Raw genomic sequence first — 21,848 nt, 5'->3', positions numbered from 1 at the left:
GCGCGTTCGACGGGTCCGTACTCGATGATCACGCAGCAGCCGCTGGGCGGTAAGGCCCAGTTCGGCGGCCAGCGGTTCGGCGAGATGGAGGTGTGGGCGCTGGAGGCATATGGCGCCGCCTACGCCCTCCAGGAGCTGCTCACCATCAAGTCCGACGACGTCCTGGGCCGCGTGAAGGTGTACGAGGCCATCGTCAAGGGCGAGAACATCCCCGAGCCCGGCATTCCCGAGTCCTTCAAGGTGCTCATCAAGGAGATGCAGTCGCTGTGCCTCAACGTCGAGGTGCTCTCCAGCGACGGCATGTCCATCGAGATGCGCGACACCGACGAGGACGTCTTCCGCGCCGCCGAAGAACTCGGCATCGACCTGTCCCGCCGCCCCAACGAGGGGACGATGAGCGTCGACGAGGTCTGATCAGGGATTGACCACCGCCATCCAGATCGGCTCGTCGCGGGAGCGCATCGCCGCGACGGCCCGGTCGGCCTCGGCCAGCGGGAAGCGGTGGGTGATCAGGTCGTCGGCGTGCAGCGTGCCGCGTCCCAGCAGGTCCAGGACCTGCTGGGCGTCGGCGCGCGTGCAGGAGCGGGTGCCGACGAAACGCCAGCACTTCGCCATCCAGACGCGCGCCGGGACGGGCAGCGGTGCCGGGTTGGCGCCCATATGGACGAGGGTGCCGCCCGTCGCCATCGCCGCCGTCGCCTGCGTCAGGACGGGGCCCTCCGGGACGAAGTCCAGCACGGCGTGCGCGCCGTCCGGGACGAGCGCGCGCAGCCGCCGGGTGAGGCCCTGCGTCTGCGCCCAGTCGTCCGGCAGTTCGTCCAGCGCGACCGTCTCGACGGGCACGCCGCCCGCCAGCGGCGCGACGGCGGCGAGCCGGTCCGCGCTGCGGCCCACCAGGACGAGCCGCGCGACGCCGAAGTGCGCCGCGAGCCGGATCGTGGCGGTGCCCATCGTGCCGGTCGCGGCGGTGACGACGAGCGTCGCGCCCAGCGGCAGATCGGCGCACTTGAGCGCCCGCACGGCGTTGGCCAGGTCGTGCACCTTCGCGCCGACGTCGAAGCCGACCCGGTCCGGCAGCGGGTCGAGCAGCCAGTGCGGGACGCGCACGTACTCCGCGAGGCCGCCGTCGTGGTAGGCGTCGTAGAGCGGCATCGGCACGTCACCGAACGCCGCGTGCCCGATCATGGCCTGCTGCGCGCACATCATCTCGCGGTCGGTGCGGCAGTACACGCAGCTCCGGCACGTCAGGTTGGGATGCACCCGCACCCGGTCGCCGGCCGCGAACCCGGGCACGTCCGCGCCGACGGCCGCGACCGTCCCGGCGGCCTCGTGCCCGAGCGTGGTCGGCAGCCGGGTGAACGCGCCGAGTTCGAGCAGCTTCATCATGCCGGGCGCGAGCCCGGCCGACGCCACCCTGACCAGGACGTCGGCCGGACCCGGCTCGGGCACCGGCGTCTCCACCAGGTGCAGCGCGGCCGAACCCTCCAGCGCCCGCGCGGCGAGCATGCCGGTCATGGCGCCGTCACGCCCAGGTGACGGTCCAGGAACGCGTGCGTGCGGCCCCAGGCGGCGGTGGCCGCGTCCGCGCGGAACATGTTCGGGCGCGCGTCGCAGGCGAACGCGTGCCCGGCCCCCGCGTACACGTGCTGCTCGAACGCGACGCCCGCCTTGCCGAGGGTCTCGTCGATCGCCGCGACCTGGTCGGCCGGGATGGTCGGGTCCTCGCCGCCGACGTGCAGCAGCAGCGGCGCGTCGATGGACCCGGCGCGGTCCAGCACGGCGTGCGGTCCGGCGGCGATGCCCGGCCCGTAGAAGACGACCGTCGCCGCGAGCCCCGGAATCGCGGTGGCGGCCGTGAACGCGGCCCGTCCGCCGAAGCAGAAGCCGACGACGGCGGTGCGCGCGGCGCCGACGCCCTCCTCGACGGCCAGGTGGTCCAGGACGGCGCGGACGTCGGTGGTGATCGCGTCCGGTCCGATGGCGCCGATCAGCGGCATCGCCTCGGCGTGCTGGTCGTAGCCGAGCGTCCCGGCGCCGGTGCGGTGGAAGAGGTCGGGGGCGAGCGCGAGGAACCCGCGCGCCGCGAACCGCCGCGCGATGTCCTGGATGTGCTCGTTGACGCCGAACGCCTCCTGGAGCACGACGACGGCGCGGTCGGCCGGGGACGCGGGCCGCGCCGCGTACACGCGCATCGGCCCGTCGCCGGTCTCCACGGTGATCCAGTCCTGCATGGGTGGTCCTCCTTCAGCCGTTGGTCAGCGCGTCGTAGTAGCGGGCGGCGCCCGGGTGCAGCGGAATGGGCGCGCGGCCCATCGCCACCGGGTCGAGCGGATAGGTGATCGGGCTGCGCTCGGGCGGGATGTGGCGGTACTGACGTTCGATGAGGTCGCGGGTCTCGCCGAGCACCCAGGCGATGGCGTAGGCGACGTCGTCGGGCAGGTCGGCCCGCGTCACCAGCAGGAAGTCGGAGAAGTCGAGCGTGGTGAAGCGCGGGCAGCCGGGGAAGAAGCCCTCCTCGACGACGGCGGACGGCCACCCGAGGTCGTTGCGCAGCCCGGTCAGGACGTCCGGCTCGACCTCCAGGAAGTGCAGGTCGCCGCCGAACTCCTGCCAGTACGGCAGCATGACGGCCTCGTGCACGATCGCGTCGGCGCGTCCGGCGAGCACGTGCCCGAAGCTCTCGAACGGCCGCTCGTCCGCCAGGAACGTGCCGCCCCACGCGCGGACGTCCACGCCGGACCGTTCCAGCAGGGCGTGCGCGGCGACCCCGACGTGGTTGACGCCGTCGTTCACCGACGTCGCCACCGTCAGCGCGGGCGCGGCGGCGCGCAGCTCGGCGAACGAGGTGACGCCGAGCGAGCGCCGCACGCCGACGACGAGCCGGTCGCGCTGCGGGACGACGCCGAGCGCCCGCAGGTCGGGGTAGTGCTCATCGGCGTAGACGCCGCGTCCGTCCAGCGCGGCGGCGGCGAACGCGGCGGGCGTCGTCAGCGCGGCGTGCACCTCGCCCCGGCCGACCGCGCGGACGGAGTCGGAGAAGCCCCGGCCGGTCCACGTCGCGACGCGGGTGTGCGGGCCGCACCGGTCGGTCAGCTCCTGGGAGATCCAGCCGCAGACGCGGTGCAGGTTGGCCATGCCCCAGTCGCCGCGCAGGTGCAGGGTGAGCGACCGTTCGATCCTCGGTTCGGGCGGGCGGGTCATGCGGTCTCCTCTCGTGGCCGCGACGGCGCGACGCCGTGACGGCCCAGGACGGTTCCGACGCGGGCGGCGTCGGCGGCGGCGAAGACCGCCGCGACGTAGCGGTCGGGTTTCACCAGGACGAACCGGCCCCGCGCCCCGGCCAGGGCGGCCTCCAGCCGCCCGTCGGCGTCCGCGACGGCCTGCCGGGACGCGTGCGGCCGGGGAAGCCGTTCACCGAGCCGCACGTCCACGTGCGTCAGGTGCGCGGACGCCGGGAGCGCCGCCGCCGCGCGCTCCCAGTCGGCGGCGCCGACGTCCACGCCGAGCAGCGCCAGGCCGGTGCCGAGCACGTCGTCGAGCAGGCGCGGGTGCAGGCTCGGCGGCACGAGCACGCGCGGCTGGGGGAACTGGGCGCCGGTGAGCCGTTCGTCGCCGGAGCCGGTCCGGACGACGAGCCCGGCGGCGTGCACGGCGCGGGGCCGGAACCGCATCTCCGCGAGGTAGCGCCGCCCCCACGGGGTGAGCAGCAGCGTCCGGACGGCGGCGTCGCGGAGCCGTCCCCGCATCGGGTCGACGGTCATGACGACCCGGCCGAGCCGCTCGGAGAACGCGACCATCGCGGTGGCGTGCGGGCGGCGCTCGGGCTCGTAGGTGTCCAGCAGGGACGCGGCGGCGCGGCCGTGCCACACCTCGGCCAGCTTCCAGGCGAGGTTGGCGGCGTCGCGGACGCCGGAGTTGAGGCCCTGCCCGGCGAACGGCGGCATCATGTGGGCGGCGTCGCCGAGCAGGAAGCAGCGTCCGTCGCGCCACCGGTCCGCGACGACCGCGTTGAACGTGTAGTTGGTGCAGCGTTCGACCTGGTCGGGGGTGATGTCCCGGTACGGGGCGACGAGCCGCTGGATCGTCGCGAAGTCGGGCCGGGTGCCGCCCGCGCCCTCGCCGGGCCGGAGCCGGAACTCGTAGCGGCACCGCCCGTCGCGGCCGGGCACGATCACGGTGGGCCGGTCGGGGCGGCCCAGGTGCATGCCGTAGCGCTCGTCGTGGTCGTCGCCCACGGTGTCCGCGACGAGCCACACGTCGCGGTGGCTGGTGCCGGTCATGTCGATGCGCCGCAGCTCGCGGACGGTGCTGCGCCCGCCGTCGCAGCCGAGCACCCAGCTCACCCGCAGGTCGGTGACGTCGCCGTCGGCGCCGCGCAGGTGGGCGAGCGCGCCGTCGGCGGTGTCCGCGACGGCGACCAGCTCGGTCGCGAACCGCACGTCCACGCCGTCGCGCTCCTTGAGCGACTGGAGCAGCAGGCGTTCCAGCTCGGGCTGGGCGAACTGGTTCTTGAAGGTGTAGCCGAGCCGGTAGGGCTCGGGGCCGCGCGCGTGGAACAGCGGACGGCCCTTGCGGTCGTAGTAGCGGGTGCCGGTGCCCGGCACGACGATGCCGAGCACGGCCTCGGCCAGCCCGGCGGCCTGGAGGGTGCGCAGCGACTCGTCGTCGAGGCTGATGGCCTTGGCCTCGTCGCTGGTGGTCGCGTTGCGCTCGACGAGGACGACGGGCACGTCCCGGGCGGCGAGCAGGTTCGCCATCGTCAGCCCCACGGGACCGGCGCCGACGATGAGAACGGGGAGGACGGGGAGGGGCATGTCAGACGTCCTTCCGCGCGAGGTGGTCGAACCCCGCGTCGAGCTGGGCGGGGGGCCAGCACTCGGTCCGCTTGGCGGCGGCCTCGGCGGCGTCGGACCACACCCGCACCGGCCCGGCCGCCATCGCGGCGAGCTGCACCTGGCAGGCGCGGTCGAGCAGCACGGCGTGCATCACCGCGGCCTGGACGGTCGCGCCCGCCGCGACCAGGCCGTGCTTGGGCAGCAGCGCGGCGGGCGCGTCGCCGAGCGTCTCGGCCAGCGCGGCGCCGAGCGCGGGCGTCCGCACGAGGCGGCCGGTCAGCGTGAAGCGCGGGACGTCGGCGCCGCCGAACAGCGCGCCCTCGTGCGAGATCGGCAGCAGCGGCGTGCCGAGCGCGGCGAACGCGACGGCCGCCTGCGCGTGGGTGTGGACCGAGGCGTGCAGGGCGGGGTTCCGGCGCAGGATCTCCAGGTGGATGTGGCACTCCTTGTGCGGGGCGCCCTCGCCCTCCAGGACCTCGGCGTCGAACGAGACGAGCTGCGTCCGGTCGTCGTCCACCTCCGCGAAGCCCCAGCCCGGCGCCTTGGTCCAGACGCCGCGGCCGCCGGGGTCGCGGACGGCGGCGTGCCCCCACACCAGGTCGGACTGGCCCGCGGCGGCCAGCGCGCGGTGCGCCCGCACGGCGAGGGCCCTGGCCTCTTCCGGCGTCACGGCCGCACCACCGCCATCCAGATCGGCTCGCCGCGCCGGTCGAGCGCGGTCAGTGCGTCGTTGACGTCGGCGAGGGCGTACCGGTGCGTGACCAGGTCGGACGCCTCCAGCGCGCCGGACGCGAGCAGGTCCAGCACGGCGCCGGTGTCGCGGCGGGTGCAGCCCCGGGTGCCGGCGACGCGCCAGCAGTGGTGCTGGAGGTCGCGGGCCGAGTAGGGGAGCGGCGTCCGGTTGCCGCCCATGTGGACGAGCGTCCCGCCGGGAGCCAGCGCCGCCAGCGCCTGGGCGGTGCCCGCGCCGTGCGGGAGGAAGTCCAGGACGGCGTCGGCGCCGTCCGGGACGAGCGCCCGCAGCCGCGCGGTCAGCGCGTGCGCGCTCTCCCAGTCGCGGCCCAGCTCCTCCAGCGCGACGGTCTCGGCGGGCAGCGTGCTGAGCGCGCGCACCGGGGCCAGCCGCTCGGCCGAGCGGCCGACGAGCACGAGCCGTCCCGCGCCGAAGAACGGCGCGAGCCGGACGGTCGCGGTGCCCATCGTCCCGGTCGCGGCCGTGACGACGAGCGTGCCGCCGGGCGGCAGGTCGGCGCAGCGCAGCGCGCGGACGGCGTTGCCGAGGTCGTGGACCTTGGCGCCGACGTCGAAACCGACGCCGTCCGGCAGCACGTCCACCAGCCACGACGGCACCCGCGCGTACTCGGCGAGGCCGCCGTCGTGGTACCGCTCGTACAGCGGCATCGCGCCGTCGCCGTGCGCGCCGTGGCCGATCATCGCGGCCGACCGGCACATCTGCTCGCGGTCGGTGCGGCAGAACCGGCACGTCCGGCAGGCCAGCACCGCGTGCACCCGCACCCGCGCGCCGAGCAGCGCGGCGTCGGCCGCCGCGCCGACCTCGGCGACCGTGCCGGCGATCTCGTGCCCGGGGACGGTCGGCAGGTGCCGGAACGACCCGCGCGCGAGGAGCTTGGTCAGGCTCGGCGCCAGCCCGGCCGCCGCGACCTTGACGAGCACGTCGTCCGGGCCGGGCGCCGGGACGGGCACCTTCTCCAGCCGCAGCGGCCCGGTCCGGCCGTGCGCGCGGGCCGCGAGCATGAGCGTCATCGCAGTTGCTCGATCTCGTCGGCCGACAGCCGCTCGGCCTTCTTGGTGGTCTCGGAGACCTGCGGCGCCTCCCGCGCGGACACGACCGTGATGTGCGCGCTCGGCTCGTGGTGAACGCTGGTGAACGCCAGGCCGACCGGGACGCGGACGAAGTCGCCGGGCTCCAGCAGCACGGTGCCGCGCTGGGTGACCAGCGTCCGCTGCCCGCTGATCTGGTACTGGATCTCCTCGGCGTTGCGGATGCGCCGGTACACGCGGCCGTCGGACGCCTCGGCGAACGTCCGCCCGATGAAGACGTGCGACGACCGGTAGAGCCAGGTCGTGCCGGGGGTGTCGTCCGGCTTGAGGACGCGCAGCCGCTCGGGCTCCTGCTTGGCGTGCTCCAGCAGCGCCAGTTCGTCGGTGGGGGCCATGACGACGTCGTGGCCGGGCCCGCCGAGGCACTCGGTGATCAGCTCGTTGGTGATGACCGGCTCCCAGCCGTCGAACGGCGGGATGACGACCTCCGACGTCCGGTACTCCGCGTACGCCTCGGTGACCGGGGCGGGCACGTAGAACAGGATGTGGATGTCCTCGCGGCCGAAGTTGTCGTGCGCGACGCCGACGGGCAGCCGGGAGAAGTCGCCCGGCTGAAGGTCGACGCTGCCGAGGTCGGTCATCAGCGACCGCACCCCGGTGACCTGGAAGGACATCTCGTCCACGTCGCAGTTGCGGTGGTAGAACGGCTGCCGGTTGTTCATCGTCTGCCACTCCAGCCGGATGAACTCGCTCTCGTAGACGCCGCGCGGGTGCGCGAAGGGCTGCTCGACGTAGTGCGGCGGGAAGTGGACGACCTGGATCTCGGGGTGGTCGCGCCAGCGCTTGCGCCCGTCGGGCGGCAGCAGCGGTTCGCTGAGCAGCAGGTCCTCGCGGCGCTCGAAGACGCGCGGCGGCGCGTCGAACGGGAAGGTCTCGAAGTGCTCGTGGACGGTGCCCATGGTCAGTCCTCCTCGATAACGGCGGTGTCGTCCAGGTGGCCCTGTTCGCGGTAGTACGCCGCGGCCCCGGGGTGCAGGGGCACGGGCAGGTCGCGGCCGGTCGCGCGCAGGTCGACCGGGGCGGTCATGGCGCGGGTCGGGCCGGTGAAGCGGGCGGAGATGGTCTCGCGCTGCTCGTCGATGGCGCGGACGGCGAGGTGGGCCAGCTCGTCGGGCAGGTCGGCGGCGCAGTAGAGGATCCAGCCGGAGAAGTCGAGGGTGGGGACGTCGCGGTCCAGGCCGCGCAGCCGTCCCTTCTCCAGCACCCCGGCGGGCATGCCCAGGGCGGCGCAGTGCGCCAGGACGTGCTCCTCCAGCGGCAGGAACCGCAGGTCGTACTGCGTGGTGAGCTTCCGCCAGCGGTGCGTCATGATCGCCTCGTCGAAGACCGCGTCGAACGAGGGGTCGGCGGGGACCGCGTCGGGGGAGTTCTGCGAGCGCGGCCGGTCGCGCAGCACCTCGCCGCCCCAGCTCTCCAGGTCCTCCTGGGAGAAGCCGTGGCAGGCCAGGATCTCGTCCATGACCCAGCGGGCCGGGTGCCCCATCTCCCGCGTCGGCATCGAGATCTTCAGCGGGAGCCGCCGGGCGGCGATGTCGGACAGGCTCGTGATGCCGGTCTCCGCGCGGACGGCGAGCGCGAGCCGGTCGTCGTGCGGGAACGCCGCGACGGCGCGCAGCGGCAGCGGCTCGGTGTAGGGGCCCTTGCCCGCGCAGGCCAGGGCGAGCGCCCAGTTCGGCGTGGTGATGCCGAAGTGGTAGCGGCCCCGGGCGACCAGCCGGGGGCCGTCCATGCCGAGCGCGGCGGGCGGCGTGCCGGTGACGGCCGCGATCGTGGAGCCGTCCGGCAGCGGGCTGCCGTAGCCGCCCATGCCGTTCGCGATCAGGCTGCCGATGTTCATCCAGTTCTGGCCCGGACACAAGATCCGGACGTCCACTGCCCGCATGTCCCGTCCCCTCCTCATGCCTCGGCGCGCACGGGGTTGCGCAGCGTGCCGATGCCGTCGATCTCCACCTCGACGATGTCACCGTCGGTGAGGAAGACCTGGGGATCGCGACGGTACCCGACGCCGCCGGGGGTGCCGGTCAGGATCACGTCGCCGGCCTCCAGCCGGGTGAACTCCGAGGTCACCCGGATCAGCTCGGCGACGTCGAAGATGAGCCGGTCGGTGGTGGACGACTGGAGCTCGCGGCCGTTGAGCCGGAGCGCGATGCCGAGCTCGGCGGGGTCGATCTCGTCGGGGGTCACCAGGACGGGGCCGAGCGGCGTGCAGGCGTCCCACGCCTTGCCCTGCATCCACTGGTGGGTCCGGTACTGGAAGTCGCGCATGGTGACGTCGTTGCAGATCGTGTAGCCGAGGACGTGGCCGAGCGCGTCCGCGCGGGAGATGCGGCGGCCCGGAGTGCCGATGACGACGGCGAGCTCGGCCTCGTAGTCCACCTGGTGCGACTCGGGCGGCAGCGTGATGGGGGCGCCGTGGCCGATCAGGCCGGAGGCGAACTTGGGGAACAGGACCGGGTACGTGGGCAGGTCGCGGCCGGTCTCGTCCACGTGCGAGCGGTAGTTGAGCCCGACGCAGAAGATCTTCTCCGGGCGGGCGACGGGCAGCAGTTCCAGGTCGTCCAGCTCGACGCCCGCGCCGTCCGCGCCGGCCTCAGCGAGCGCGCCGGGGGCGAGGTCCCGGTCGATCCGGGCGACGTCGCGCAGCCGGTGGACGCGCGTGCCGTCGAGCCTGCCGACCGCCTCGGCGCCGTTCTCGTCCCGATAGGCGACGAACCGCATCCCGGGCCCCCGTTCTCGTTGGTGTCCTGTTTTGCAGGGCGAGCATCCTGTATATCGAAACAGCTTAGGTCTGGAGGCCGCCCGGGTCAATGCGTTAGCCTTGTTTCAGAAATCAGGATTTGACTCCTGAAATTCAGGACAAGGAGGGTTCCATGGCCATCGCCGAACTGGGACACACCGGCCTGTGGGTCGACGACCTCCCGCTGATGCGGGACTTCTACGAGCGCGTGCTCGGCCTCACCGTCACCGACGAGGACGCCGGCCTCGGCATCGTGTTCTTCAGCTCCCGCCCCGAGGAGGAGCACCACGAGTTCGTCCTCCAGAAGGGCCGGACCGCCGCGCCCGGCGCCAAGCAGCAGCACCAGATCTCCTGGCGGGTGGAGTCCCTGGAGGACATCCGCGCCTTCCACCGGGCGTTCCAGGAGCAGGGCATCGAGGTCCAGCAGGAGGTCACCCACGGCAACGCCTTCGGGATCTACTTCTTCGACCCCGAGGGCAACCGCAACGAGGTCTACCTGCGCCTCGACCGCGACGTCCGGCAGCCGTTCCGCAAGAGCATCGACTTCGGCCTGCCCGCCGAGCAGATCTACGCCGAGGCCGACCGGCTGCTCGCCGACGACGGGCCGGCGTACCAGCCCGTCCAGTGAGCCACCGGAACTGAAGGCGCGGTGCCACCGGCACCGCGCCTTCCGCCTTTCCGGCACCGTCCGGCCCGTCAGGCGATGACCGAGATCCGGTCGGCGGGCAGCTCCAGCCACACGCCGTCCCCGCTGCGGGCGGCCAGCCCCGGGTCCTGGCGCGTCACCCACACCGCGTCCCCGACGCGGACGTGGCAGTCCACGCACTCGCCCACGAACATCACCCGCTCGACCTCGCCCTTCACCACGTTCGGCGTGCCGACCGGCTCGTCGGTGTGCAGCCGGACGGACTCGGGACGGACCGCGAGCACGACGTCCGCGCCCGCCCGCCCGCCGTCCCCGGCGACGTCGAACGCGCCCACGGTCGTCTCGACCCGGCCGCCCGCCGCGCAGGTGCCGTCCAGGAAGTTCGTCGTCCCGACGAAGTCGGCCACGAACCGCGTCGCCGGACGCTGGTAGACGTCGCGCGGCGTGCCCTCCTGGACGATCCGTCCGGCCTGCATCACCGCGATCCGGCTGGACATGCTCAGCGCCTCGTCCTGGTCGTGCGTGACGAACAGCGTCGTGACGCCCAGCTCCTGCTGGAGCGTGGCCAGTTCGGCGCGCATCGCCTGGCGCAGCTTGGCGTCCAGGTTCGACAGCGGCTCGTCCAGCAGCAGCAGCTTCGGGCGGCGGACGAGCGCGCGGGCGAGCGCGAGGCGCTGCTGCTGCCCGCCGGAGAGCTGCGTCGCCATCCGGCCCTCGTAGCCCGCCAGGTGCACGGCCGCCAGCGCGCTCTCCACGCGCTGCCGGACCTCCTTCTTCGGCACCTTGGCGCGGCCGACCTTGAGCGGGAACGCCGCGTTCTCGAAGACGTTCATGTGCGGCCAGATGCCGTAGCTCTGGAACACCATGCCGATGTCGCGCCGCTCGGGCGGCACGAAGCAGCCCGTCTCGGTCACGACCGTGCCGTCGATGACGATGCGGCCCTCGTCCGGGCGCTCCAGCCCGGCGACGGCGCGCAGCGTCGAGGTCTTGCCGCAGCCGGACGGGCCGAGCAGCGTGTAGATCTCGCCCTCGCGGACGTCGAACCCGACGTCGTCGATGGCCTGGACGGTCGTGCCGCGGTCGGCGAACCCCTTGCGCAGCCCGTGGACCGCCAGCGGCGTCCCCGTCATGAGATCGCCTTCCCTTCGTTCTTGCGCGTGAGCAGCAGGAACAGCACCACGACCGGGGTCATGAGACCGATCATCAGCAGGGTCAGGGCGGACGAGGCGCCCACCTGACCGGTGTTGAAGAGCGTCCACGACGCCACCGAGAGCGTGAGCGTGTCCTGCCCGCCGATCAGTGTCGGCACGGTCAGGTCGCGGAGGCTGAGCAGGGCCAGCCACAGCCACGTGTAGGTCACGACGGGCCGCAGCAGCGGCAGCGTGATGCGGCGGACGGCCGTCCAGGTGGACGCGCCCGACATCGCGGCGGCCTCCTCCAGCTCGGTGTGGATCTGGAGCAGCCCGGCGTTGAACATGCGGGTGCCGAACGCGAGCTGGATCAGCGCGGTGACCACGACGAGCAGCGTCAGCGTGCCGTACAGGCCGTACCAGCCCTGCGTCCAGTACAGCGCCGCGATCATCGCGCCGAACGCGAAGACCGTGCTCGGCACCGCCTGCGGCAGGAACGCGACCAGGTCGTAGACGAACCGGCCGCGCGACCGCGACCGGACGACGACGAACGCGAACGCCAGGCTCATCAGCACCGCCAGCGTCGGCGCCAGCACCATCAGCTTGATCGACGTGGTGAGCCCGCGCCCGACGAACGACCAGTCCAGGTTCGCGTAGTTGTCCAGCGACACCACGTTCATCGCGGCGGCCGACGGCTTCTGCACGAACGGCAGCAGCGAGATCCAGACGACCATGAGCATCGGCAGCACGATCGACCAGAGCACGTAGCCGCCGACGAGCAGCCACGCGGCCCAGCGCCACCGGCCGAGCCGGACGCGGGCCGGGCGGTAGCCCTTGCCGGAGACGACCTGGTACTTGCGGCCCGCGCGCAGCGTCCGCTGGTACCAGAGGCTGAACCCCAGCGCGAGCAGGATCATCACGGCGCTGAACGCCGCCGGGACGCCGTACTCCGGCTGGCCCGCCGAGGGGTTCGTCGCGACGTACAGGTAGCTGCTGAACACGTAGATCCGGTTGGACAGGCCCATGATCAGCGGGATGTCCAGCGACGAGATCGCGATGGTCCCGGCGAACAGCCCGGCGCCGAGCAGGCTCGGGTAGATCAGCGGCAGCGTGACGCGGCGCAGGACCGTCCACGGCCGGGCGCCGGACGCGCGCGCCGCCTCCTCCAGCGACCCGTCCAGCGAGCGCAGCCCGGACGACACCATGGTGAAGACGAGCGCCGACAGCGCCAGCCCCTCGACGACGCCCATGCCGACGAGCGAGACGATGTTGATCGGCGCGCTCGCCAGCCCGAGCCCGTCCATGGCCCACTGGTTGATCGCGCCGATGCGCGGGTGGAACAGGAAGATCCAGCCCATCGCGGTGAAGAAGCCGGGGATGAGCAGGCGCAGCACCATGATGGTGCCGATCGTGCGCTCCCAGCCGAAGTCGGTGCGCTCCACCAGCAGGGCGATGGCGGTGCCGAAGAACAGCGCCACGACGAGCGTCACGCCGACGTAGACGACCGTGTTCTGCACGACGTCCCACACCTGCGCGTTCCCGAACAGCGCGCGGTAGTTTCCCAGCGTGAACGCGCCGTCGGGCGAGCCCTGGACGCGGAAGCCGAGGTAGCCGACGAGCGCGAGCAGGCCGACGACGCACAGCGCCGGGATGCTGATGAGCGCGGTGAGGACGCCCAGGGCGCCGGGGCGCCGCCGGGACGGCCGGGTGTCCGGCGGTTCCGGCGGCGCCGCGGGAGCGGGGGCGGTGGTGAGCTGCGTCATTTGACCGTCAGGAGTTTGACCAGCTCACCCTTGAACTTCGGGTTGTACACCTTGGGGTGGGACAGGGCGAACTCGTAGTCGACCCGGGTGAACTTCACGCCCTGCGCCTCGTACTCGGCGAACTGCTGGGCGGTCCGGCTGCCGGGGATCCGGGTGTTGTCGGCGAAGTCGTGCTCGAAGACGATCTTCTGCGCCTCGGGCGTCAGCAGCCACGTCACCCACAGCTTGGCGGCGTTCGGGTGCTGGGCGTGCTTCGGCACGGCGACGTACCGGGTGGAGGTGATCCCCGCGTCCTTGAGCACGGCCGTCTTGAGCGGCGCCCCCTGCGCGGCGAAGACCTCCGCGATGTTCTTGCCGCACGAGATCCACATCGCGGCGAACTCGCCGGAGGCGATCCGGTTCAGCTCGCCGCAGCCGAGGAACCCGGCGGCCTTGTAGTTCCTGAGGTAGGTCCGCAGCTTGTCCGGGCCCATGATCTCGTCGGTGGCGAGCACGTTGAACTGCGCGGCGTAGGGGGTGCTGGCGACGGGCTTGGTGACCTTGAGGACGTCCTGCGCGGTGGCGGGCACCTCGTTCTCGGGGAGCTGCGTGGTGTTGTAGGTGAAGCCGGGGATCAGGTCCACGAACGTCAGCGCGGCGCCGTTGTCGCTCGCCAGGCCCTTGGTCCAAGGGGCGAACGACGCCCAGTCGACCTTCTCCAGGACGTCGTCGTTCTCCGGGCCGAGGCCGAGGACCAGTTCGGGGCTGCCGACGTAGGCGTCGGTGGAGGCGGGCGACTTGGCCTTGTACTCCTGGGAGAGCTTGGCGGCGTTGCCCGGCTGGTTCTGGTTGGGCGTCAGCGTGACCTTGATGTCCAGGCCGTACGCCTTCTTGAACATGTCGATCAGGACCTTGCCGGTGTCGCGGCCGTCGAAGCCCCAGTTGAGGTTGAGCGCGCCCTCCTTCTTGGCGGCCTCGACGAGTTCGGCGAGGGCGGGGTTGTCGGCGAGCCGCGCCTTGGCGGCGTCGGCCGCCTTGGCGATGGCGGCCTCGTCCCCGCCGTCCGAGCCGCAGGCGGCCGTGGCCCCCGCGAGCAACGTCAGCAGTGTCGCCGCGACGACGGGCTTCCACGGCCGGCGCGTGCCCGGCCGCATGGGGTGGAGCCTCATCCGATCCCTCCTCCTCGGACGTGTCTCGCTTTGCGGGACACTGGTCCTGAATTATGCAACTGGGATGAGGTCGCGACAAGGGGTCGCTGTTGTCCGCGTCACATGACCATGTGACGGGGGACACGCGTCCAAAATAGGCGATAAGCCGCTGAGCTGGTAAGACGTGCCCTTCGCGCTGGTCCGGAGGGGGTCGGCGCGAGGACCGAAAAAAAGACCCCGGAGAGGGCTCTCCGGGGTCTCGGCGGGGGTGCCCGCAGGTCAGGACGCGACGACGGCCAGCCGCTCGGTGATCGTCGCGGCGGCGGCGCGGACGGCCGCCGCGACCTCCGGCACCCGCTCCTCGGGCACCCGGTGCGACAGCGCGGCGATGCTCACCGCCGCGACGACGTCGCCCCGCTCGTCCCGGATGGGCGCGGCGACGCCGAGCACGTCGGCGTCCAGCTCGCCCCGGGTGACGGCGACGCCGGACGCCCGGATCTCCGCGAGGCGTTCGCGCAGCACGTCGGCGTCCGTCACGGTGGCGCCGGTGAAGCGCGGCAGCCCGCTCTGCTCGATGACGTCCGCGACCTCCTTCTCGGGCGCCCAGGCCAGCAGCACGAGCGCCGCCGCGCCCGCGTTGATCGGCAGGACGTGGCCGCGCTCGTAGGAGAGACGCACCGGATGGTCGGTCTCCTCCCGTTCGAGGCAGACGACCGTGGCGCCCGCGCGCCGGGTGAGCAGCGCCGCCTCGCCCACCGTCTCGACCAGGTCGCGCATCACCGGACGGGCGATCTCCGACAGCCCGACCCCCTTGCGGGCCAGCCGCGCCAGCTCGAACACCCGCGGCCCCAGCCGGTATCCGGCGGGCCGCTGTTCCTCGATGAACCCCGACGCCACCAGGCTCTGGAGATACCGGTACGCCGTCGAGCGCGCGACGCCGAGCTGGTCGGCGACCTCCTGCCCGCCGACCACGAGCCGTCCGTCGTCGAAGAGCAGGAGGATGTCGAGGGCGCGATCGGCCGTCGAATTGCGCTCTCGGTACCCGCTCGCCCGCTGTCCTGTCATGCAGGAGACTTTACACGCGGGTCAGGTCAGGGGAGGTGGGGCGGGAAACTTCGTCGCCGTATTATTAGAGGCACGTCCAATTTGGTTCCTGTGTGCCTAGTCACACCGCGAGGGATGCCCGAGAGTACGTCTGCGTCTCTGGTGCCCGGCCGTTCCCGGGTGCTCCCTCCCCCGAAGGGCCGAGTTCCATGAGCAACCACCCCGTGCGGCGCCGCCGCGTCTCCCGTCTGGTGCAGGCGGCCGTCCTGGCCTTCGGCACGGCGGCGGCCGTGCTGCCCGCGACCTCCGCGTCCGCGGCGCCGGAGCCCGTCCTGCCCCAGGACGACCCGTTCTACCAGCCGCCGTCCCCGCTCCCGGCGGGCAAGCCCGGCGACGTCATCCGGTCGCGTCAGGCCAAGTTCGCGCTCGCGCCCTCGGTCAAGTCGTGGCAGGTCCTCTACCGCTCCGAGGACGCCAAGGGCGCGCCGACCGCCGTGTCCGGAACCGTCCTGGTGCCCGACAAGCCGTGGACGGGCAAGGGCAAGCGGCCCGTCGTCTCGTACACGGTCGGCACGCGCGGCATCGGCGACCAGTGTGCCCCGTCCTACACGATGACGACCGGCCTGGACTACGAGCAGTTCACCATCAACGACCTGGTCAACAAGGGCTGGGCCGTCGTCGTCACCGACATGCAGGGCCTCGGCACCCCCGGCCCGCACCCCTACATCGTGGGCCGCGCCGCCGGACGCAACGCGCTGGACGTCGTGCGCGCCGCGCAGCGCCTGCCCGAGGCCGGGCTCGACCCGGCCGGGCCGGTCGCGGTCGCGGGCTACTCCCAGGGCGGCAGCACCGCCGGATGGGCCGCCGAGCTGGCGGGCAGCTACGCGCCCGAACTGAACCTCAAGGGCGTCTCGGCGGGCGGCGTCCCCGCCGACCCGGTCGCCATGGGCAAGTTCCTCGACGGCGGTCTGGGCGCGGGCCTGATGTTCATGGCCGGTCTCGGCTTCGACGCCGCCTACCCCGAGCTGAACATCGACGGCGCCCTCAACGACGCCGGCAAGAAGCTGAAGCAGGACTTCCAGAACCTCTGCCTGGTCAGCTTCGACGTCGTCCCGGCCCTCGGCGCCACGGTCTTCCGCCGCATCGCGGACTTCTCCACCCGCGACATCCTCAACGACCCGGCCTGGAAGGCGCGGTTCAACGAGAACAAGCTCGGCACCGTCAAGCCCACCGTGCCGGTCTTCCAGAGCCACGCGTTCGTGGACCAGCTCGTCGGCTTCGAGCAGGGCGACGCCCTGCACCGCGACTGGTGCAAGCTCGGCACCAACCTCACCTGGAAGACCTACGGCGCCGCCGAGCACGCCACCGGCTTCCTCCGGGCGTGGCCGGACGCCGTCAACTTCCTGACCGACCGCTTCCAGGACAAGCCCGCCAAGAGCAACTGCTAGTCCGCCCGGCCAGAGCCCGCCTCCACCGCAGCCCGGTGGGGGCGGGCTCTTCTCATGCCCGCCTTCGTCCGCTCGGCCTCTGGACATCCGGCGCAGTTAGGTTAGGTTAACCTCTGTTAGGTTAACCTAACCTAACTGCGCCAGCATCCGTCGGGCACTCGTGGAAACCCCCCGTTCCGTGACAAGTGAGGCTGAGAAACGATGAAGTTGTGCGTGGCGACCGTGTCCCTCGGCGGAAGTCTCCTTGAGAAGATCGACGCCATCGGGGCGGCGGGCTTCGACGGCCTGGAACTCCTCGACGACGACCTGCGCAAATCCGGCATGACGCCGCGCGAGTGCGCCCGCCGCTGCGCCGACCAGGGCCTCACCATCGACCTCTACCAGCCGTTCCGGCGCGCCGAGGGCGTGTCCGCGCAGGAGTTCCGCGGCGTCCTGACCCGCTTCCGGGGCGAGCTGGACGTGATGCGCGCACTCGGCGCCGACGCGATCTTGGTGGTGTCCAACACCGACGCGGACGCCGACCCCAGCCGCGACCTGACGGCGGGCCAGCTCGCCGCCCTGGGCGACGCGGCGGCCGAGCACGGCATGACGGTGATGTTCGAGGCGCTGGCCTGGGGCACCCACATCAGCCGGGTCGCCGACGCCTGGGACGCCGTCCGGCGCGCGGACCACCCGAACGTCACCCTCGTCGTGGACACCTTCCACCTGTACGCGGCGGGGGAGGACGCGTCGGTGCTGACGGGCCTGCCGCGCGACGCCGTGAGCTTCCTCCAGGTGGCCGACGCGCCGTGGCTGGAGATGGACGTCCTCCAGTGGAGCCGCAACCATCGCTGCTTCCCCGGCGAGGGGGAGTTCGACGTGCTCGGCCCGGTCGCGGCGGTGGTCGCGTCCGGCTATCGCGGGCCGCTGTCGCTGGAGATCTTCAACCCCGGCTACCGGGAGCGTCCGGCGGCCGAGATCGCCAAGCTCGGCGCCGACTCCCTGCGCCACCTCGTCGGCGAACTGGAGCGGGCCGGGACGATCGTTCCCGGCGACGCTCACCGCTGAGCCCGGTAGCGGTCGAGGTATTCGGCCGGCGAGATGCCGAAGTGGCTCTTGAACACGCGGCGGAACGCGTTCGCGTTCGTGTAGCCGACCCGGTGCGCGACCGCGCCGGGGGAGGCGTTCGAGCGCAGCAGGATGGCGGCGGCCTCCATCCGGTTGCGGATGCGCCACTGCCGGAGCGTCATGCCGGTCTCGGCCTGGAACATCCGCTCGACGGTGCGCACGGACGTGTGCACCGACTCGGCCAGCTTCTCCACGCTGCGGATGTCGCCCGGGTTGAAGCGCAGCGCCTCGGCGATGGTCCGCGCCGGTTCACCCGACGGCATCGGGAGCACGGCGGACAGCACCGGGCTCTCCTCGATCAGGGCGAGGATCTGCCGGGCCAGGTTCGGCGTGGGTTTGATGATCGTGTTCCACGACACCGTATACGCCAGCATGAGCGTCTGGAGGTCGCGGTCGACGGTCACCAGCGTGGGCTCGGTCAGCGTGGTGGCGGTGTTGGCGGCCTCGAAGAACAGCGGCATCGTCACCGAGTTGGCCGCGACCGTGAACTCGTGCCGCACGCCGACCGGAATCCACAGCGCGTGCCCGGCCGTCAGCGCGTGACCACGGCCTCCGACGACGAGATCGGCGTCACCGCACACCTGCCACAGCAGGACGTGCAACTGCTTCTCGTGCTGCTCGGGGACGGCGACCGCCGGCATCCAGATGCGCCAGGGCGCGGCCGAGTCCCCGTAGGTGCGCTGAAACACGTCCACCCGCCTCTGGATCGGTCCTGTCGCATTCTGCGCGACGTCTGTCGGAATCGGTGCACCGGAGAAGTTAGGTTCGCCTAACCTTAGACGGGCGCATGTCGCGTGCGTACACCCCGCCCCCGCTGCCCGACCCCGAGAGGACACATCCCCCCATGCACAGCTCCACCCTGCGCCGCGGCAGACGATGGCGACTGGCCCCGGCCGTCGCGCTGACGGCCCTCCTCGCGCTCACCGGCTGCGCCTCGACCGACGACGGCCCGGCCGCCGCCAAGAGCAGCGGACCGCAGGGACCGGTCCCGGCGGCCGAGGGCACCACGACGTACCCGCTCAAGCTGACGACGTGGGCGGGGGAGACGACCCTTCCGAAGCGCCCCGAGCGGATCGCCGTCATCGGCATGTCGCCCAACGCCGACGCGCTCCAGGCGCTCCAGGTGACCCCGGTCTACGCCCTCACCGACGAGCCCCGCGTCGGGTGGCGCGACGCGGCCTGGGTGAAGAAGATCGAGAAGGTGGACGAGGCCACCCGCAAGGACCCGATCAACTTCGAGGGCATCGCCGCGGTGAAGCCCGACCTGATCGTCGCCCTGGGCGCGATCTTCGAGAAGCCCGAGTTCAAGAAGCTGGCCGACATCGCGCCGGTGCTGGACGCCCCGAAGAACGAGGAACTGCCCTGGCAGGAGGTGCAGCGCCTGGTCGGCAAGACCCTGGACCTCGGCGCCGCCGCCGACAAGGCCGTCACGACGGCGGAGCAGGCGCTCGCCGACGCCGCCAAGGCGCACCCGCAGTTCGCCGGGAAGACCATCACCATCGCCAACGACTACGGCGCCAACGGCGGCCTGTCCTACTACACCGTGGCGGGCAGCATCACCGAGGGCGTCATGACCAAGCTGGGCTTCACGCCCAACCCCAACGCGAAGAAGTTCGTCGACGAGGACGTCGTCCCGGACGAGAACCTGAGCCTGCTGGACGCCGACCTGCTCGTGGTCACCTACAGCAGCGAGGCGGTCCGCAAGGCCCGCGAGGCCAAGCCCCTCTTCAAGGCGCTCAAGCCGGTCACCGAGGGCCGCTACATCGCGCTCACCCTGGTGGAGAACGACCCGACCAAGCTCACGACCGCCGACGGCAAGCAGGTCGAGAACGCGGTCTGGATGCTGCGGATGGGCGCGAGCCCGGCCAGCCTGACCTGGGGCGCCAAGGTCCTCAGCGAGCAGTGGCTGGCGGGCGCCAAGCTGTCCTGACCGCAGCCCGCCGCCGAGGACGCGGGGACCGGGGCCGCGCGCGGCCCCGGTCCCGGCGCCCGTCCACGATCCGTAGAGGAAGTCCGTGCCGCCAACCCCCACCCGGCAGCAGCAGCCCGCGCGGGCCGTTCGCGCCGACGCCCCGTCCGGGAGCGTGCTGTACCGCCGCCGCGCGGCGGGGCTGCTGGTCATCCTGGCGGCGCTCGCGATCGTCGCGCTGTTCAGCGTCTCGTTCGGCGCCAACCCGCTGTCCCCGGCGGAGGCGTGGCGGGTGCTGTGGGAGCGGGACGGGAGCGAGGCGTCCGACATCGTGTGGACCGTCCGGCTGCCCCGCACCCTGCTCGGCGTCCTCGTCGGCGCGGCGTTCGGGGTGGCGGGCGCGCTCATCCAGGCGCTGACCCGCAACCCGCTGGCCGACACCGGCGTCCTCGGCATCAACTCCGGCGCCGGGTTCGTCATCACCGTCGGCGTCGGGATCTTCAGCCTGTCCAGCATCCAGGGCTACATCTGGTTCGCCTTCCTCGGCGCGGCGGCGGCGACCGTCCTGGTCTACCTGATCGGCTCCGCCGGGCGGGCCTCGGCCGCGCCGGAGACGCTGGTGCTGGCGGGCGTCGCGCTGAGCGCCGTCCTGGACGGGGTCTCGACGTTCCTCATGCTGATCGACGAGGAGACGTTCCGGGCCCTGCGCGCCTGGGGGCTCGGCTCGATCGCCCGCACCGGCGCGGACGAGACCCTCGCCGTGCTGCCGTTCATCGCCCTCGGGCTGGTGCTCGCGATCCTGCTCTCCGGATCGCTGAACTCCATCGCGCTCGGCGACGATCTGGCGGCCTCGCTGGGCACCCGGGTCGTCCGGGTCCGCGTCCTCGGCATCACCGCGGTCGCCCTGCTCGCCGGGGGCGCGACGGCGCTGACGGGCGGGATCGTGTTCGTCGGGCTGATGGTGCCGCACGTCGTCCGCTGGTTCACCGGCCCGGACCAGCGGTGGATCATCCTGTACTCGGCCCTGGCCTCGCCGGTCCTGGTGCTGGCGGCGGACGTCCTCGGGCGGGTGATCGTCCGTCCCGGGGAGATCGAGGCGGGCATCATCACGGCGGTGATCGGGGCTCCGGTGCTGATCGTGCTGGTACGGCGACGGAATGCGAGCGGCCTGTGAACAAGGAGAGCGTCGCCTTCGGGTACCGCACCCGGACCCTGCGGTTCCGCTGGGGCTCCGGCCGCGTGGGCGTCCGGCTGCTGACGGTCTCGGCCGTCCTGTTCCTGACGGCCGTGGTCCTGGCCACGGTCTCCCTGACCTACGGCGACTATCCGCTCACCCTCCAGCAGGTGTTCGCGACGCTCACCGGCGGCGAGCAGGGCTTCGAGCGCACCATCGTCGTCAAGTGGCGGCTGCCGATCGCGATCGCCGCCGTCGTCTTCGGGGCGCTGCTCGGGATCGGCGGCGCGATCTTCCAGTCGCTGACGCGCAACCCCCTCGGTTCCCCCGACGTGATCGGGTTCGACTCCGGCTCGTTCACCGCCGTCGTGCTCGCCATCATCGTGGTCGGGACGAACAGCTACTGGTGGCTCGCCTTCGCGGCGATCGCCGGTGGGCTGGTGACCGCGTTCGCGGTCTACGTCCTGTCCTACCGGCGCGGCATCCAGGGCTTCCGGATGATCATCATCGGCATCGCCGTCTCGGCCATGCTCGTGTCGGTGAACCACTACCTGATCTCCCGCGCCGAGATCAAGGACGCGATGACGGTCGGCCTCTGGAAGGCCGGCACCATCTCCCGCGTCACCTGGCCCCCGATGATCCCCGCCCTGGCGGTCGCCGCGCTGATCGTCGTCGCGGCGGCCCTGCTCGCCCCCGCGATGCGGCGGCTGGAGCTGGGCGACGACGCCGCCGTCACGCTCGGCACCCGGTCCGGGCCGGTCCGGCTGGGGCTGATCGTGGCGGGCGTCTCGACGGTCGCGGTCGTCACCGCCGCCGCCGGGCCGATCAGCTTCATCGCCCTGGCGGCCCCCCAGCTCGCCCGGCGGCTGACCCGCTCGGCCGGGGAGAGCCTGCTCGCGTCGGCCGGGATGGGCGCCGCCCTGCTGGCCGGCGCCCACCTGCTCTCCCTGTACATCGCCCAGTTGTACCGGCCGGTGCCCGTGGGGCTGATCACGGTGTGCCTGGGCGGCGGCTACATGATCTGGCTGTTGCTCCGCGAGGCCCGCCAACGGTACGGGCTCGTCCGATGAACCCCGCGAAACCTGT

The 21,848-nt window shown here is 72.5% G+C and carries 21 protein-coding genes; 7 read left to right on the top strand and 14 right to left on the bottom strand.

From position 1 onward, the window contains the following. Positions 1-414 (top strand): DNA-directed RNA polymerase subunit beta (locus tag C229_RS0128025; RefSeq protein WP_476692139.1); only part of this gene is annotated, 414 nt, incomplete at its 5' end. Here the strand turns inward: C229_RS0128025 and C229_RS0128020 are convergent. Genes C229_RS0128020 through C229_RS0127980 form a run of 9 tightly spaced genes read right to left on the bottom strand, consistent with a single transcriptional unit; the run spans position 415 to position 9,395 of the window. Next, positions 415-1,515 (bottom strand): alcohol dehydrogenase catalytic domain-containing protein, encoded by a 1,101-nt coding sequence (locus tag C229_RS0128020; protein WP_018658444.1) that lies wholly within the window; start codon positions 1,513-1,515, stop codon positions 415-417. After that, positions 1,512-2,231 carry a dienelactone hydrolase family protein gene (locus C229_RS0128015; protein ID WP_018658443.1) on the bottom strand — a complete coding sequence of 240 codons (720 nt, stop codon included), beginning with the start codon at positions 2,229-2,231 and terminating at the stop codon, positions 1,512-1,514. Before C229_RS0128015 ends, C229_RS0128020 begins: the two co-directional genes overlap by 4 nt. A gap of 13 nt (positions 2,232-2,244) precedes the next feature. Further along, complete coding sequence (locus tag C229_RS0128010) at positions 2,245-3,201, bottom strand: TAXI family TRAP transporter solute-binding subunit (protein ID WP_018658442.1); 957 nt, start codon at positions 3,199-3,201, stop codon at positions 2,245-2,247. Further along, positions 3,198-4,814 (bottom strand): bifunctional 3-(3-hydroxy-phenyl)propionate/3-hydroxycinnamic acid hydroxylase, encoded by a 1,617-nt coding sequence (locus tag C229_RS0128005; protein ID WP_018658441.1) that lies wholly within the window; start codon positions 4,812-4,814, stop codon positions 3,198-3,200. The genes C229_RS0128010 and C229_RS0128005 overlap by 4 nt, the downstream gene beginning before the upstream one ends. A gap of 1 nt (position 4,815) precedes the next feature. Then, a complete protein-coding gene (locus tag C229_RS0128000) occupies positions 4,816-5,505 on the bottom strand; it encodes a class II aldolase/adducin family protein (RefSeq protein ID WP_018658440.1) in 690 nt (229 codons plus the stop codon). Continuing rightward, positions 5,502-6,599, bottom strand: a complete 1,098-nt coding sequence (locus tag C229_RS0127995; protein ID WP_018658439.1) for an alcohol dehydrogenase catalytic domain-containing protein — start codon at positions 6,597-6,599, stop codon at positions 5,502-5,504. The genes C229_RS0128000 and C229_RS0127995 overlap by 4 nt, the downstream gene beginning before the upstream one ends. Further along, on the bottom strand, positions 6,596-7,576 hold the full coding sequence (locus C229_RS0127990; RefSeq protein WP_018658438.1) for a hypothetical protein: 981 nt from the start codon (positions 7,574-7,576) through the stop codon (positions 6,596-6,598). The genes C229_RS0127995 and C229_RS0127990 overlap by 4 nt, the downstream gene beginning before the upstream one ends. 2 nt (positions 7,577-7,578) lie before the next feature. Further along, positions 7,579-8,559, bottom strand: coding sequence for a TAXI family TRAP transporter solute-binding subunit (locus C229_RS0127985; RefSeq protein ID WP_026314232.1), 981 nt, complete (start codon positions 8,557-8,559; stop codon positions 7,579-7,581). A gap of 14 nt (positions 8,560-8,573) precedes the next feature. Continuing rightward, positions 8,574-9,395 carry a fumarylacetoacetate hydrolase family protein gene (locus C229_RS0127980; RefSeq protein ID WP_018658436.1) on the bottom strand — a complete coding sequence of 274 codons (822 nt, stop codon included), beginning with the start codon at positions 9,393-9,395 and terminating at the stop codon, positions 8,574-8,576. Between the two features lie 152 nt (positions 9,396-9,547). Here C229_RS0127980 and C229_RS0127975 point away from each other — a divergent pair, with 152 nt between their 5' ends. Beyond that, complete coding sequence (locus tag C229_RS0127975) at positions 9,548-10,042, top strand: VOC family protein (RefSeq protein WP_018658435.1); 495 nt, start codon at positions 9,548-9,550, stop codon at positions 10,040-10,042. Between the two features lie 68 nt (positions 10,043-10,110). Here the strand turns inward: C229_RS0127975 and C229_RS0127970 are convergent, their stop codons facing one another. From C229_RS0127970 to C229_RS0127955, 4 genes are all read right to left on the bottom strand, one after another. Next, positions 10,111-11,190 carry an ABC transporter ATP-binding protein gene (locus C229_RS0127970; protein WP_018658434.1) on the bottom strand — a complete coding sequence of 360 codons (1,080 nt, stop codon included), beginning with the start codon at positions 11,188-11,190 and terminating at the stop codon, positions 10,111-10,113. Continuing rightward, positions 11,187-12,953 (bottom strand): ABC transporter permease, encoded by a 1,767-nt coding sequence (locus C229_RS0127965; protein WP_018658433.1) that lies wholly within the window; start codon positions 12,951-12,953, stop codon positions 11,187-11,189. The genes C229_RS0127970 and C229_RS0127965 overlap by 4 nt, the downstream gene beginning before the upstream one ends. Continuing rightward, complete coding sequence (locus C229_RS0127960; RefSeq protein ID WP_240487409.1) at positions 12,950-14,101, bottom strand: ABC transporter substrate-binding protein; 1,152 nt, start codon at positions 14,099-14,101, stop codon at positions 12,950-12,952. The genes C229_RS0127965 and C229_RS0127960 overlap by 4 nt, the downstream gene beginning before the upstream one ends. A 258-nt stretch (positions 14,102-14,359) precedes the next feature. Continuing rightward, positions 14,360-15,145 (bottom strand): IclR family transcriptional regulator, encoded by a 786-nt coding sequence (locus C229_RS0127955; protein ID WP_026314231.1) that lies wholly within the window; start codon positions 15,143-15,145, stop codon positions 14,360-14,362. Positions 15,146-15,333: 188 nt separating this feature from the next. Between C229_RS0127955 and C229_RS0127950 the strand changes: the two genes are divergently transcribed. Continuing rightward, positions 15,334-16,572, top strand: coding sequence for a lipase family protein (locus C229_RS0127950; protein ID WP_018658430.1), 1,239 nt, complete (start codon positions 15,334-15,336; stop codon positions 16,570-16,572). Positions 16,573-16,785: 213 nt separating this feature from the next. Beyond that, the gene (locus C229_RS0127945) at positions 16,786-17,619 is read left to right on the top strand and encodes a sugar phosphate isomerase/epimerase family protein (protein ID WP_018658429.1); all 834 of its coding nucleotides are present in this window, start codon (positions 16,786-16,788) and stop codon (positions 17,617-17,619) included. Here C229_RS0127945 and C229_RS0127940 read toward each other — a convergent pair. Then, on the bottom strand, positions 17,610-18,374 hold the full coding sequence (locus tag C229_RS0127940; RefSeq protein WP_018658428.1) for an AraC family transcriptional regulator: 765 nt from the start codon (positions 18,372-18,374) through the stop codon (positions 17,610-17,612). The genes C229_RS0127945 and C229_RS0127940 overlap by 10 nt on opposite strands. A gap of 149 nt (positions 18,375-18,523) precedes the next feature. On the opposite strand from C229_RS0127940, the gene C229_RS0127935 reads away from it, so the two are divergent. The 3 genes from C229_RS0127935 (at position 18,524) to C229_RS0127925 (ending at position 21,832) form a co-directional block, all read left to right on the top strand. Continuing rightward, positions 18,524-19,609: an ABC transporter substrate-binding protein gene (locus tag C229_RS0127935; RefSeq protein WP_018658427.1), complete on the top strand. Its 1,086-nt coding sequence runs from the start codon at positions 18,524-18,526 to the stop codon at positions 19,607-19,609. Between the two features lie 85 nt (positions 19,610-19,694). Next, complete coding sequence (locus C229_RS0127930) at positions 19,695-20,762, top strand: FecCD family ABC transporter permease (protein ID WP_155885094.1); 1,068 nt, start codon at positions 19,695-19,697, stop codon at positions 20,760-20,762. Continuing rightward, positions 20,759-21,832, top strand: a complete 1,074-nt coding sequence (locus C229_RS0127925) for a FecCD family ABC transporter permease (protein WP_018658425.1) — start codon at positions 20,759-20,761, stop codon at positions 21,830-21,832. The genes C229_RS0127930 and C229_RS0127925 overlap by 4 nt, the downstream gene beginning before the upstream one ends. Positions 21,833-21,848 lie beyond the last annotated feature (16 nt).

Source organism: Actinomadura flavalba DSM 45200 (assembly GCF_000374305.1).
Taxonomy (GTDB): Bacteria; Actinomycetota; Actinomycetes; order Streptosporangiales; family Streptosporangiaceae; genus Spirillospora; species Spirillospora flavalba.
This window is presented reverse-complemented; position numbering and strand designations above follow the sequence as displayed.

Excerpts from the sequence above, each read along its gene's own strand:
- C229_RS0128005 (WP_018658441.1), bottom strand. The coding sequence starts at position 4,814 with ATGCCCCTCCCCGTCCTCCCCGTTCTCATCGTCGGCGCCGGTCCCGTG.
- C229_RS0127980 (WP_018658436.1), bottom strand. The coding sequence starts at position 9,395 with ATGCGGTTCGTCGCCTATCGGGACGAGAACGGCGCCGAGGCGGTCGGC.
- C229_RS0127970 (WP_018658434.1), bottom strand. The coding sequence starts at position 11,190 with ATGACGGGGACGCCGCTGGCGGTCCACGGGCTGCGCAAGGGGTTCGCC.
- C229_RS0127985 (WP_026314232.1), bottom strand. The coding sequence starts at position 8,559 with ATGCGGGCAGTGGACGTCCGGATCTTGTGTCCGGGCCAGAACTGGATG.
- C229_RS0127965 (WP_018658433.1), bottom strand. The coding sequence starts at position 12,953 with ATGACGCAGCTCACCACCGCCCCCGCTCCCGCGGCGCCGCCGGAACCG.
- C229_RS0128020 (WP_018658444.1), bottom strand. The coding sequence starts at position 1,515 with ATGACCGGCATGCTCGCCGCGCGGGCGCTGGAGGGTTCGGCCGCGCTG.
- C229_RS0128010 (WP_018658442.1), bottom strand. The coding sequence starts at position 3,201 with ATGACCCGCCCGCCCGAACCGAGGATCGAACGGTCGCTCACCCTGCAC.
- C229_RS0127935 (WP_018658427.1), top strand. The coding sequence starts at position 18,524 with ATGCACAGCTCCACCCTGCGCCGCGGCAGACGATGGCGACTGGCCCCG.
- C229_RS0128015 (WP_018658443.1), bottom strand. The coding sequence starts at position 2,231 with ATGCAGGACTGGATCACCGTGGAGACCGGCGACGGGCCGATGCGCGTG.
- C229_RS0127955 (WP_026314231.1), bottom strand. The coding sequence starts at position 15,145 with ATGACAGGACAGCGGGCGAGCGGGTACCGAGAGCGCAATTCGACGGCC.
- C229_RS0127995 (WP_018658439.1), bottom strand. The coding sequence starts at position 6,599 with ATGACGCTCATGCTCGCGGCCCGCGCGCACGGCCGGACCGGGCCGCTG.
- C229_RS0127960 (WP_240487409.1), bottom strand. The coding sequence starts at position 14,101 with ATGAGGCTCCACCCCATGCGGCCGGGCACGCGCCGGCCGTGGAAGCCC.
- C229_RS0127990 (WP_018658438.1), bottom strand. The coding sequence starts at position 7,576 with ATGGGCACCGTCCACGAGCACTTCGAGACCTTCCCGTTCGACGCGCCG.
- C229_RS0127975 (WP_018658435.1), top strand. The coding sequence starts at position 9,548 with ATGGCCATCGCCGAACTGGGACACACCGGCCTGTGGGTCGACGACCTC.
- C229_RS0127950 (WP_018658430.1), top strand. The coding sequence starts at position 15,334 with ATGAGCAACCACCCCGTGCGGCGCCGCCGCGTCTCCCGTCTGGTGCAG.